This is a genomic window from Caulobacter sp. LARHSG274 (assembly GCF_052871235.1).
Genome location: NZ_JBIXJO010000002.1, coordinates 271,320 through 283,310, shown reverse-complemented (window position 1 = coordinate 283,310; position 11,991 = coordinate 271,320). Strand labels below are relative to the sequence as shown.

The 11,991-nt window shown below is 67.0% G+C and carries 10 protein-coding genes; 3 read left to right on the top strand and 7 right to left on the bottom strand.

The window, feature by feature from the left end; all coding sequences use genetic code 11:
• Window positions 1-2 precede the first annotated feature (2 nt).
• From ACIPQB_RS05655 to ACIPQB_RS05640, 4 genes are all read right to left on the bottom strand, one after another.
• Complete coding sequence (locus ACIPQB_RS05655) at window positions 3-269, bottom strand: VirB3 family type IV secretion system protein (RefSeq protein WP_446484240.1); 267 nt, start codon at window positions 267-269, stop codon at window positions 3-5.
• Entirely contained in the window at window positions 269-640 is a 372-nt protein-coding gene (locus ACIPQB_RS05650; protein ID WP_446484239.1) for a TrbC/VirB2 family protein, read from the bottom strand. The genes ACIPQB_RS05655 and ACIPQB_RS05650 overlap by 1 nt, the downstream gene beginning before the upstream one ends.
• The gene (gene trbB / locus ACIPQB_RS05645) at window positions 640-1,572 is read right to left on the bottom strand and encodes a P-type conjugative transfer ATPase TrbB (protein ID WP_446484730.1); all 933 of its coding nucleotides are present in this window, start codon (window positions 1,570-1,572) and stop codon (window positions 640-642) included. Before trbB ends, ACIPQB_RS05650 begins: the two co-directional genes overlap by 1 nt.
• Before the next feature lie 442 nt (window positions 1,573-2,014).
• Window positions 2,015-2,794, bottom strand: coding sequence for a TetR/AcrR family transcriptional regulator (locus tag ACIPQB_RS05640; RefSeq protein ID WP_446484238.1), 780 nt, complete (start codon window positions 2,792-2,794; stop codon window positions 2,015-2,017).
• A 155-nt stretch (window positions 2,795-2,949) separates the two neighbouring features.
• Between ACIPQB_RS05640 and ACIPQB_RS05635 the strand changes: the two genes are divergently transcribed.
• Both ACIPQB_RS05635 and ACIPQB_RS05630 read left to right on the top strand, forming a co-directional pair.
• Window positions 2,950-4,500, top strand: a complete 1,551-nt coding sequence (locus tag ACIPQB_RS05635; protein ID WP_446484237.1) for a hypothetical protein — start codon at window positions 2,950-2,952, stop codon at window positions 4,498-4,500.
• Window positions 4,491-5,699 (top strand): alginate lyase family protein, encoded by a 1,209-nt coding sequence (locus ACIPQB_RS05630; RefSeq protein ID WP_446484236.1) that lies wholly within the window; start codon window positions 4,491-4,493, stop codon window positions 5,697-5,699. The genes ACIPQB_RS05635 and ACIPQB_RS05630 overlap by 10 nt, the downstream gene beginning before the upstream one ends.
• A gap of 164 nt (window positions 5,700-5,863) precedes the next feature.
• Here the strand turns inward: ACIPQB_RS05630 and ACIPQB_RS05625 are convergent, their stop codons facing one another.
• From ACIPQB_RS05625 to ACIPQB_RS05615, 3 genes are read right to left on the bottom strand one after another with little or no spacing between them, the layout of a single operon-like run.
• Window positions 5,864-7,372 carry a GH39 family glycosyl hydrolase gene (locus ACIPQB_RS05625; protein WP_446484235.1) on the bottom strand — a complete coding sequence of 503 codons (1,509 nt, stop codon included), beginning with the start codon at window positions 7,370-7,372 and terminating at the stop codon, window positions 5,864-5,866.
• A gap of 38 nt (window positions 7,373-7,410) precedes the next feature.
• The gene (locus ACIPQB_RS05620) at window positions 7,411-7,737 is read right to left on the bottom strand and encodes a hypothetical protein (protein ID WP_446484234.1); all 327 of its coding nucleotides are present in this window, start codon (window positions 7,735-7,737) and stop codon (window positions 7,411-7,413) included.
• A gap of 55 nt (window positions 7,738-7,792) precedes the next feature.
• Window positions 7,793-10,303, bottom strand: a complete 2,511-nt coding sequence (locus ACIPQB_RS05615) for a TonB-dependent receptor (protein WP_446484233.1) — start codon at window positions 10,301-10,303, stop codon at window positions 7,793-7,795.
• 336 nt (window positions 10,304-10,639) lie between these two features.
• On the opposite strand from ACIPQB_RS05615, the gene ACIPQB_RS05610 reads away from it, so the two are divergent.
• Complete coding sequence (locus ACIPQB_RS05610; protein WP_446484232.1) at window positions 10,640-11,947, top strand: glycoside hydrolase family 1 protein; 1,308 nt, start codon at window positions 10,640-10,642, stop codon at window positions 11,945-11,947.
• Window positions 11,948-11,991: the final 44 nt, after the last annotated feature.

Here is an 11,991-nt window from a genome sequence, read left to right as displayed (position 1 = left end):
GCTCAGACCTCCAGTCGTGCTGGGATCCGCACGTGGCGGCGGCCGACCTCGAAGACCAGCGGGTCATGGCGCGCGGCCCAGACGGCCAGGCCATGGCCGACAATCCAGACCAGGAGGCCGACCAGCCACAGGCGCAGACCCAGACCCAGGGCCGCGGCCAGGGTGCCGTTGACCAGGGCGATCGCGCGGGGCGCGCCGGCCAGTAGCATCGGTTGCGTCAGAGCCCGATGGACAGGCGCGGCGAAGCCATGGTCGCGATCGCCCGACATCAGATCAGCGCTCCGCCGCCGAACGAGAAGAACGACAGGAAGAAGCTGGAGGCGGCAAACGCGATCGACAGGCCAAAGACGATCTGGATCATCTTGCGCGAGCCGCCGGAGGTGTCGCCAAAGGCCAGGGTCAGGCCGGTGACGATGATGATGATCACCGCGATGATCTTGGCGACCGGCCCCTCGATCGACTCCAGTATCCGCTGCAGCGGCTCTTCCCACGGCATGGACGAGCCGGCGGCCTGAGCCGACCGACTGGTCAACAGCGCGGCGAGCGTCAGCGGCGCCAGCCGGGCGATGTGGCCCAAGGGATCGAGCGTCGATCCGGACATCAGGCGCGCACGCAGGGAACGCGAGGATTGGACAGGCATCAGGCAATCTCCTCTTCTGGGGGGCAGGCGGGGCTGAGCTGGTAGGCGCCGTCGGAGCCAAGGCCCCACAGGCGAACGAGATCGACCAGGCGGCGCTGAGCGCCGCGGCCGGCGATGACGGCGACAAGGTCGATGGTTTGCGCGATCAGGGCGCGTGGCACGGTGACCACCGCCTCCTGGATCAATTGTTCCAGGCGCAGCAGCGCGCCCACCGCCGAGCCGGCGTGCAGGGTGGCCACCCCGCCCGGATGGCCGGTGCCCCAGGCCTTGATCAGGTCGAGCGCCTCGGCGCCGCGGACCTCGCCGATGATGATCCGATCGGGGCGAAGGCGCAGGGACGAGCGGACCAGATCGGCCAGGCTCGCCACGCCGTCCCGGGTGCGCAGGGCCACCAGATTGCGGGCCGGGCACTGCAGCTCGCGTACGTCCTCGATCAGGACGACGCGTTCGTCCAGCGCCGCGACCTGCGCCAACAGGGCGTTGACCAGAGTTGTCTTGCCGCTGGAGGTTGGCCCAGCGACCAGGATGTTGCGGCGCTCAAGCACGGCATCGGCAAGCGCCTTGGCCTCCCGCGCGCTCATCACCCCCTGCTCGACATAGGCGCCGAGCGGAAAGACCATGCTGGCCGGCTTGCGCAGCGAGAAGGTCGGACCCGAGACCAAAGGCGGCAGCAGACCCTCGAAACGCTCGCCGCCGCCCGGTAATTCGGCGGCCAGGCGCGGCCGGCCCGTATGGACCTCGACCCCGACATGATGGGCGGCCAGGCGGATGATCCGCTCGCCGTCGGCCGCGCTCAGCGACAGGCCAGCGGACCTCAGCCCGACATCGAACCGGTCGATCCACACCGCGCCGTCGGGATTGAGCATGACCTCGGCGACGCCGGGATCTTCCATCTGGGCCAGCAGCAGAGGACCCAAGGCCGTGCGCAGCATGCGGTGGCTGCGCGACATCTCCAGATCGGACTTGGAAGGCTCCACGGCGCATCCCCTTTGCTCACGGGGACGAGTAAGAAGACCGCGTTCACGGCGGTCTCAACAGCCAAATCGGCCAAGAAAGCAGCGGCTACGAAAGAGAACCGAATGGCAGCATCGATACGCTAATTGGACGAGCGGCCGCTGCTGGTCGTGGTGCTGAAACCCGACGCCGAGGCCAGCAAGGCCGACCTGGTGACGCACCTGGACGGCAAGATCGCTCGTGATGGATGCCCGACGACGCGGTCGTCACTCAGGACGTCTCGCTGGGAGCGACGGGCAAGATCGACAACCGCGCGCTAAGGCAGCGCCTGGCCGGGCTACCGACTGCCGGGCGCCGTTTGACACCCTCGCCCGCCTGCCGGTTCGGGCGGCGCGAAGGGAAGCACCTCCAGGCTGAGCTTCACTTTGCATCGGGCCCATCCTTCACGCTCCAGGCGCATCGCCCGTGCATCAGAATATCGACGGCCTTGTCGGCGCAGGAGGCGATCGCCGCCTCATCGCCAGGCGCAGGCGGCGGGAAGGCCGTGAGCATGGCCATGAGCACCGCGGCCAGCTGCCTCGGCTCCTTGACGACGAAATGCTCCTTGGCGCTGAACTCGACGATGTCGGCCTCGATCACCGCCAGCATTCGCCCGAACCGGATCGCCTCCATTTCCTCGGCGACGGCCGGCGCGGAGCCCCAGCATCCCCGGATCAGATCGGCGAAAGCCCGGATCTCCGGGTCGGAACTCCATCGCAACATCGAGCGCGCATAGTGGCGCAGGCGCTGGTCCAGCGTGTCGCCGTGCGAGACGATCCGCTGCCGCGAGATCACCGACCAGGTCGCGATGCGCTCGTGCATGACGGCGCGCATCAGCGCCTCCTTGTCGGCGTGGCGCTGGTAGAGGGTGACCTTGGACACGCCCGCATGTTCGGCGATCGCATCCATCGTCGTGCCGTTGAAGCCGCTGGCCAGGAAACAGAGGCGCGCCGACTCCAGCACGCGCTGGTCGATGGCCTGGGCCTGCTGGCGGGAAGGCCGGCCGCGGCCCTGGCGCGGCGCCTTGGCCTCTGCGGGCGAACCACCCGGGTCGCGCCCCGTCGCGCTCATCGTCGTCTCCCCTGCCGGCGCCAGACTCACTTCCTCATGTCTATGCCGGCGCATCGCAAGTCCCAATACCAAAATGTACTTGTAGTACATTTTATTGACAACGGGCCCGAGACGATCACAATTAGGGCTGGCGGCGACCTGGCGGCAAAAGAGCCGGCGGGCGCCGCGCAAACGGGAGGTTTCAGATCGTGGCGAGATTTCGGATGCGCGCCGGCGGCTCGCGGCCTGGGACAATGCAGGCGACGTTGGCGCGGCGCGCTGCGGCCTTCGCGATCTCCTGCCTGGCGAGCGCGACGGGCCCGGTCGCCACGGCGCAGGACGTCCCCCTCGCGCCGCGAAGCTTTCCGCGGGTCGGGCAGGTCGACCCGCGCTTCCAGGCCTATAATCTGGACCTGATCGCCATCACCGGCATGCCGCCGCCCAAGCCTGCGTCCGCCGCCCCGTCGGACGAGCAGTCGCACGCCGACGCGCAGGTCCAGACGGTGATGAGCGGGGTCAAGCTGGAAAAGCCGCTGGACCTGTCGAACCCTCGCCTGCGCAAGTTGGCGGCCGCCCTGGGACCGGCCTATCTGCGCACCAGCGGCACCTCGGCCAATTCCGTCTACTTCCAGAACGACGACAGGTCGGCGCCGGAGCAGCCACCGGCGGGCTACGGCTCGGTGCTGACCCGCGCTCAATGGAAGGGCGTGATCGACTTCGCACGCGCGGTCGACGCCAAGCTGCTGATGTCCTTCACGGTCAATACCGCGGTGCGCGACCCGTCCGGGCGCTGGACCCCGCTGCAGGCCCAGCCGCTGGTGGACTACACCCATGCGATCGGCGGGGAGATCTACGCCGCCGAGCTGTTCAACGAGCCCAACCTGCCCAACTATGGCGGCGCGCCGAAGGGCTATGACGGCGCGTGGTTCGCGCGCGATCAGGTCGCCTTTCGGGCCTTTGCGACCAAATCCCTTCCGAACATGAAGATCGTCGGGCCAGGCGACGTGGTCATGAACAACATGCCGCTGCCGGGCAATCTGACGGGGGCTTCGTTGATGACGGGCGAGCCGACGCCGCGCTTCGACATCATCTCCTACCACTTCTACCCGGCGGTTGCGCCGCGCTGCGCGCCCGCCAGTTCGCCGGTCGGAACCAGCCCCGACAAGGCCCTGACCGAAGAATGGCTCGGCCGGACCGACCCGTCCCTGCTCGATCACAAGGCGCTGCGGGACCGCTATGCGCCCGGCGCGCCGATCTGGAACACCGAGACGGCCGGCGCGGCGTGCAGCGGCGCGCCCTGGAGCGCGACCTTCATCGACTCCTTCCGCTATGTCGATCAGCTGGGCCGCCTGGCGAAGCTGGGCGCCAGCGCGGTCTTCCACCAGACGCTGGTCGGCGGCAATTACGGCCTGCTCGATCCGGAAACCTTCGCGCCCCGCCCCAACTACTGGGCGGCGTTGCTGTGGCGCCGGACGGTGGGAACGACGGTGCTCGACGCCGGTCCTTTGCGGCCCGACTTGCACCTCTACGCGCACTGCCAGGCGCGGGTGAAGGGTGGCGTGACCGTCATTGCGATCAATACCGGCACCGAGCCGCAAGTCCTCGACCTTGGCGGCAAGGCCCGACTCTATGCGCTGACGGCGACCGAGCTGCAGAGCGCGACGGCATCGCTCAATGGCCGTCCCCTGGCGCTGGGCCACAAGGACGCCCTCCCCGGCTTGACGCCGCAGTCGATCACCGGCGGCAAGGTCACCCTGGCGGCGACGAGCATCAACTTCATCGCGCTGCCGGACGCCAGGAACCCGGCATGCCGATGACCCCGGCGCGGACAGGAAAACGCGCCTTCGCGCCTGGCCTCAGCGGCCTGCTGATCCTGGCCGCGGCGGCCTCGATCTTGCCGCTGAACACGACCTTGGCGGCGCCCTTGGCCGCTGCGCACGCAGCCAAGGGCGTCGACTATGCGATCCTTGGTCCCCGCTTCGCCCGCAGCAGGGCCGCCCACCAGGACGGCGCGGCGATCGTCGCCCGCGCCCGCACCTTCCTGAACCGCCCGCCGGCCCCGCGACAGGTCCGCATCGAAGGCGTGAGTTCCGGCCAGGCGCGCGCGCCGGGCGTCGCCGGCCCCGCCACGGCCGACCCAAGCGACATCGCCGCCTCATGGACGAGCCTGCAGGACATGGACGTCATGCTCGACCTGGCCCTGGCCTGGCGGCTGACCGGCGAAAAAGCGTTCCTCAGCCAGAGCGAACGCTATATCGACGCCTGGGTCTCGACCTACCAGATCACCTTCAACCCCATTGATGAGGGGAGGTTCGAGGGCCTGATCCTGGCCTACGACCTGACCGAAGCCGACCTGGCCCCCGCGACGCGCGTCAGGGTCGACGCCTTCCTGCGTCGGTTGGCGACGGGCTACACCGTGGCGATGGAAACCGGCGACGTTCCCATCAAACCGACCCTGACCAACAACTGGCAGAGCCATCGGATCAAGCTGGCGACGCTGGCGGCCTTCCAGATCGGCGATGCGGCGCTGATCGATCGGGCTCACGCCCTGTTCGACCAGCATCTGGAAGCCAATCTGCGCGACGATGGATCGACGCTGGATTTCGCGCAGCGCGACGCGCTGCACTACGTGACCTTCAGTCTCAATTCCCAGCTGATCGCGGCGCTGGCGGCTCAAAGCCATGGCCAGGACTGGTATCGGGATCGCAGCGCGACGGGCAAGACCCTGCCCAGCACGCTGGCTTGGCTCAGCCCCTACGCCAAGGGCGAGAAAATCCACGTCGAATTCCTGAAATCGGTCGTGCCCTACGACCGTCAACGCGCCGCAGCCGGCGGCGCGATGTTCCAGAACAAGCCCTGGAATCCGGCCACTTCGGCCAGAACCTATCTACTTGCGTCGCGGCTCGATCCGCGCTGGACGGATTTGAGCCGAAGCCTCTCCGACCAGGCTGGACGATCCACCGAAGAGATCGAGTCCGGAGAACGCCTCGATTGGCTGAGCCTGCTGGCCCGGTGACAGGTCGGCCTCGGCGCTGTGGACAGTTGGGCCGAATTCCTCATCCTTCGACAGGCTCAGGATGAGGAATTCTACTGAATCGCCCGACCAGTAGCCCTCATCCTGAGTCTGTCGAAGGACGAGGGCGGCGCCGGCCACGCTGAACGCCTAACAGTCCACAGCGCCTAGCCCAGTTCGATCAGCGCCACCCCCTCCGGCGGCAGGTCCAGGCTGAGGCGCGAGCGGTCATCCAATCGCATCGCCTGCGGCGGCGGGATCTCGGCGCTGCGCCTCAGCGTCTCCAGGTCAGCCGGCTTGATGTATTGGGGCGATCCGAGCCTGCGCCAGGCCGGCAGCGGCGAGCCGCGCTCCTGATCGACATAGCTGACGCGCACCCGCCGCCCCGGTCGTGCGCCGGCGAACTCGACCTCGAGGCGTTTAGGCTCGCCCACGACGGTGCGTTCGTAGTTCTGCCAGGGCAGGCCGTTCGACTGCTTGACGTCCGCCAGGTTCCAGACCAGCACGGCGAGGCCCCCGTTCGCGCGCCTGGAGGCCAGGGCCGGCCCCGAGGCCTGCAAGCGCGCCGCCCCGAGGCGGTGAAGCAGCTTGTAGGTGTTGAACGAAGGCCGCGCGATCCCTTGGACGATCATGCCCCATGAGGTGTCGTTCTCCCTCAGCAGAGAGTCGGATACTCCCAGCTCCTCGTAGGTGGAGCTGAGCACCCACTGGGACATGACCTGGCAATGGGGAAGGCAGGCCGCCACGATATGGGCGATCATGGCCGGGCTGTCGGAGGACCATTCGGTCAGCCACAGCGGCCGGCCGGCGAAGGGCGAGCCGTCGATCTGCTGGCGGGCGCGGCGAACCGCTTCTGGAATTATGTCGGCGACCTGCAGGGTGGAGCCCGGACCAAAGATCTTGGTCGGGTCGCCGCCCGCGTACATGTGGGTGCTGATGAAATCGACCGGCGCGTTGTTCTGCGCGCACCAGCCGGTGAATTCCGGCAGCCAGTGGGATCCTGAAGTCGCCGGGCCGCCGACCTGCAGGTCCTTGTCGATCGATTTGAGCGTGACGGCGGTGGCCTTGTAGAGCTCGAAATACTGCTGCTGGGTTCCGGCCCAGAACGGGGCGAGATCCGGCTCGTTCCAGACCTCGAACGGCCAGGTCTTCACCGTCGCCAGCCCGTAGCGATCGACCAGATGGACGGCGAAGGTCCTGATGAAATCGGACCAGGCTTCGAGCGAGGTCGGCGGCGTGACATTGGCCTTGTAGAAGCCGAAGGTCCTGTCGCCGGACGCTAGGCTCCTGGGCATGAAGCTGATCTCGACGAAGGGACTGACGCCTCGGGCGACCAGCCCGTCATAGACCTGGTCGACGTTCTGGAAGTTGGGGGCCACCTTGTTGCGGTTCAGGATCGTCGGGGCGTAGACGCCCAGCTCATCATTCAGCACGCCATGGAACCGGACCCGCTTGACGCCGGCCTCCTGCGCCCAGCGCTCCAGGTCCTTGCGCCAGCTTTCCCGCAGGGTGATGGCGGCCCGGTCGGAGCCCACGCATTCCTCCCAGATGTGCGGAAGCTGGCCGACCGCTTCCCGCGTCTCGACGCGAACCGATACGGGCGTCGCCGCATCGACGCTGGAGGCCGCCAGCGCGGCGGCCCCCGTGGAGAGGAAAGTCCGCCGGTCGACTGTCACTGTCGTGCTCCTTGCTCGCGACCACCAGGGGAGACGGCCTATTTCTTGGCCGGCAGCTTGGCCAGGTCGGCGTCGATCTTGGCGAGCACCTCGTCGGTCAGGTCGGGCGAATACTGCTGGACCTGCTTGAGCGTCATGCTCCGCGCCTGGTCGATCCCCGGATTGGCGACCACGTTGGGAATGTGCTTGGCCAGGACGGCCTTGGCGGCCGGATCGTCGAGCAGCGCGCCGATCTCGGTGTTTTCGGTCGTGTAGGCCGCGGGCGCGGCGGCGGCCGGCGCTTGCTGGGCGTTGGCGGCGGCGGGGCTCACGGCCGCGGCGGCCATGGCGAGCGCGAGGGCGGCGAAGGTCGAAACAAAACGCATCTTAGGACTCCTGATGGCTGACGAAGGCTTGTGAACTGAGGTGGGTCTTCGGCGCTCAGCGCGAGCCGAGCGCCACGCGCAGGCTGACGCCGAACTCGCGCTCCGGCGTGACGGTGACGGGCACGTATTCCGACATGAAGGTCGAGGACGACGAGCCGATGACCTGGCCGCTGCCGCTGAACCGCAGGGTCGTCAGCGCGTTGCTGAGCGGCGCGCCGCTGGTGGAGATCACCTTGCGCTTGTCCAGGACGTTCTTGGCGAACAGGGTGATCTCCCAGCGCCCATCGGACGCGCGCACGCCGCCATAGAGATTGAGCAGCCCCAGCGCCGAGACGTTGTCGTAATCGTTGTTCGGATCCGCCGCATTCTTGCCCGACAGCACGTAGAGGCCGCGAACGAAGCCCGACAGTTCGCTGGTGAGATCGAAGCCGTATTCGGACTGGACGGTGGCGTTGAACTTGGGCGAGGTCGATGCGCGGCTGTTGAAGCCGGAGCATTGCGCCAGGTTGTTGGCGCCGACGGCGGCCTGGAGCTGGGTCAGGGTCGGCGCGCCCGGGTTCGCGTCCGGCTTGCCGTCGCCGTTCAGGTCGTTGCAGGCCACGACGCCGTCCTTGATCTGGCCGTCGGCGTAGCTGGCGTTGACCACCAGGCTCCAGCGCGGGCGGATCTGGAAGGATCCCGTCGCCTCGATCCCCTTCACCCGCACCGGAACCGCGGCGAGGAAGTTGAAGCTGGAGACTCCCGGCGTGGGCGCGCCGCCGACGCTCGAAGAGTTCACGAAATAGACCGGCTGGCCGCGATAGGCGTAGTTGTCGAAATCCTGGAGATAGGCGCTGAGGTTGAAGACCCCGCGGCCCTCAAGGAACGAGGTCCTGGCGCCGGCTTCGTAGGAGGTCGATTTTTCCGCCGGCAGGTCGAGAAAGCTGGTCTCCCGGGCCGACCGGTTGAGCGAGAAGTCGCCGACGGCGTGCGGACCGGCGCGCCAGGAGGAGCCGACGGTGGCGTAGGCCATGACCGCGTCGTTGAAGCGGTACTTGGCCGAGGCGGAATAGATCGTCGCGTGGAGCTTGTCGGTGATGTCGGGGGTCGGCCGCCGGTTGCTGACCAGGATCGACGAAAAGCCGGAATAGTCGATGTAGCGCAGGCCGCCGGACAGTTCGAGCGCCTCGCCGATGTGGGCGGTCAGGTTGCCGAACACCGACTTTTCAGTCGATTCCCCGCCGCGAACGATCGGCGTCAGGTTCACCGAAACGAGTCGGGTCGGAGACGCCAGGAGCGGCGTTTCCGAGGTCAGGCGCGTCGGCGTTTCATTGTGGTCGTAGAGCGCGCCGACCACGTAGTCGAACATGCCGGCCAGGCGCTCCTGGGAGGCCAGCCGGACCTCGTGCGACTCGCGCTTGATGACGCCGTGCGTGCATTGGTAGAAATTGTTGTTGGTCGGGCTCAGCCCGTCGCGGGCCGACTGCTCGGTGCAGACCGCTTCGTTGTTGGCCGGATCGGCGAAGGTTCGGGCCACGGTCGGAAAGCGCGGCGGCGCAAAGTAGTCGCCGGTGTCCTGTGTCCCGAGCGAGTTGTAGTCCTGCTTGTTGTAGGAGCCGACATAGCTCAGCGTCTGGCCCGCCAGGTCGATGTCGATATTGGCGACGAGGGCTTTCTGCCGCTGAAAGTTATATGATCCCTGGTCGTCGATCGACAGCCGGTCGAACGGCCGGATGATCGGGGTGGTCGCCGCCGCGCCCGTCACCAGTGAGAGCGATTGGACCTGGCTGTAGGCCTGGCTCCTGGACTTGAGGTCCTGGTACATGAGCCGCGCAGTCGCCCAATCGGTCGGCGCGAAGAGCACGGTCGCGCGCACCGCTTGGGTGCGCCGCATCGGATCGGGATTGCGGTCCGGGTCGGCCGCCTGTTTGAGGCTGTGGACGCGGGTTCCGTCGTTGTCGTCATAGACGCCGGCGATGCGGAGGCCCAACTTGTCGCGGATGATCGGAATATTGACGGCGCCGTCGATCTTGCGCGCATCCAGGTCGGTGGCGGTGGCGTTCAGCACCGCGCCCACCCTGTAGAGATCCGGACGCTTGGTGCTGAACACCATCGAGCCCGAGGGCGAGGCGCGGCCGCGCAGCGTGCCCTGCGGCCCGCGCTGAAGTTCGAACTGGCCGACGTCGAACATCGACTGAAACAGGAAATTCGACGAGATCGGCGCGTCATTGAGATAGAATTCGATGCTGGGATTGTTGCCGCTGGCCGCCGGGTCGAAGGCGACGCCGCGCACCGTCGCGGCGCTGTTGAAGCTCGACTGCTGGATCAGCGTCAGCCCGGGAATGATCGACTGCAGGTCGGTGAAGCTGCGCAGGTTGAGCTTCTCGATTTCCGCGGTGGTCACGACATTGACCGTTTGCGGCACGTCCTGAAGCGACTCCTCGCGACGCCGGGCCGTGACCACCACCTCTTCGATCTGGGCCAGGGGCTCGGCCTGAGCATCCTTGCCGGCTTTTTCGACATTCTGCGCAAACGCCGGCGCGGAGATGGAAAGCACGCTGGCCCCCGCCAGCATGGAAAGCATCATATTTTTCACGGTTCCACCCTCCCAATATTTGTTCTTATTTTTCTGATCTCAAATAACGCCGTCTCGATACTGATGACCGCACCGCACCTCAATCATCGGTGCGCCCGCTCTTCCACCTGTGCTGTGCGGGAACGCCCGTCGGCGGAGACACGCGAAGTGGCCTGGCCAATTATTTGTACTGGAAGTATATTTATGTGACAACGTCTCCCTTCAGGCTAAAATATCTGGGCGGACACATATCGCCCCGGCGTTGGGCGTCGCTGGCGAACACCGTCACGCTAGCGGCCGTGCGGACGAACACCCCGGAAGGGACAATCGGGTGGGAGGAACAACGGGGTGAATCGCAGGCAGATCATGGGAGCCGCGGCCCTCGCCGCGACCGGCCTTGGCGCGCGGGCGCAGGCCCGCCCGAGCGCCCAACGCCTGCCGCGCGGCTTCCTCTGGGGAGCCGCCACGGCGGGTCACCAGGTCGAGGGCAACAACGTCAATTCCGACGTCTGGCTGGTCGAAAACATCAAGCCGACCACCTTCCCGATCCGATCCGGCGACGCCTGCAACAGCTATCACCTCTATGAGGAGGACATCCGGCTTCTGAAGTCGTTCGGCCTGGACACCTATCGCTTCTCGATCGAATGGGCGCGGATCGAGCCCTCGCCAGGCCAGTTCTCCAACGCCGAGCTCGATCACTACAGGCGGATGATCGAGACCTGCCATCGCCACGGCGTGCGCGCCGCCGTGACGTTCAACCATTTCACTTGCCCGCTATGGTTCTCCGTGCGCGGAGGCTGGGGAGAACCCGACTCTCCCGACCTGTTCGCGCGGTACTGCGACACCGCCGCCCGCCATCTGGCCGACGGCCTGCACATGGCCTTCACGCTCAACGAGCCGCAGGTCAATCGGGTGCTCCGCTGGATCCCCGTCCTGGCGACCCCCGCGCGCGCCAAGTGGAAGGAGGCGGTGAAGGCCGCCGCCAGGCGCGCCACCGCCTCCGACAGGTTCATGAGCTTCCATCTGGGCGACGACGAACTGATGCAGCCCAACCTGATCGCCGCGCACAAGGCCGGCTATCAGGCGATCAAGGCCGTGCGAGCCGAGCTTCCCGTCGGCGTCACCCTGGCGATCAACGACTACCAGGCGGCGGGGCCGGAAAGCCGTGTCGACGAGGTCCGCACCTATGTGGACCAGGCCTGGCTGGAGGCCGTCAAGGCGACGGGCGACTTCGTGGGCGTCCAGAACTACGGACGCACCCTGATCGACGCCACGGGCGATGCGGGAACGCCGAAGGGCGCCGAGCGCAACAGCCTGAACCAGGAATACTATCCGGCGGGGCTCGGAAACGCCGTGCGCTATGTCTACGCGGCGACCGGCAAGCCGATCCTGGTCAGCGAGAACGGGATTTCCACCAATAACGACGACCAGAGAATTCGCTATATCGACGACGCCCTGGTCGGCCTCAGATCGGCGATGGCCGACGGCGTTCCGGTCCTCGGCTACATCCAGTGGTCCCTGCTCGACAATTTCGAATGGTCGATCGGATATATGGCGAAGTTCGGACTGGTCGCGGTGGATCGCAAGACCTTCGTGCGGACCCCCAAACCCAGCGCCTGGCATCTGGGAAAGATCGCCCGCAGCCTGCGGAGTTGATGAGCCATGAAGAGTTCGCCCGACCTTTCGTCGCGGACGCCGAC

Coding starts and splice junctions, on each gene's coding strand:
- ACIPQB_RS05650 (WP_446484239.1), bottom strand. CDS start 640: ATGCCTGTCCAATCCTCGCGTTCCCTGCGTGCGCGCCTGATGTCCGGA.
- ACIPQB_RS05615 (WP_446484233.1), bottom strand. CDS start 10,303: ATGATGCTTTCCATGCTGGCGGGGGCCAGCGTGCTTTCCATCTCCGCG.
- ACIPQB_RS05620 (WP_446484234.1), bottom strand. CDS start 7,737: ATGCGTTTTGTTTCGACCTTCGCCGCCCTCGCGCTCGCCATGGCCGCC.
- ACIPQB_RS05630 (WP_446484236.1), top strand. CDS start 4,491: ATGCCGATGACCCCGGCGCGGACAGGAAAACGCGCCTTCGCGCCTGGC.
- ACIPQB_RS05640 (WP_446484238.1), bottom strand. CDS start 2,794: ATGTACTACAAGTACATTTTGGTATTGGGACTTGCGATGCGCCGGCAT.
- ACIPQB_RS05655 (WP_446484240.1), bottom strand. CDS start 269: ATGTCGGGCGATCGCGACCATGGCTTCGCCGCGCCTGTCCATCGGGCT.
- trbB (WP_446484730.1), bottom strand. CDS start 1,572: ATGCTGCGCACGGCCTTGGGTCCTCTGCTGCTGGCCCAGATGGAAGAT.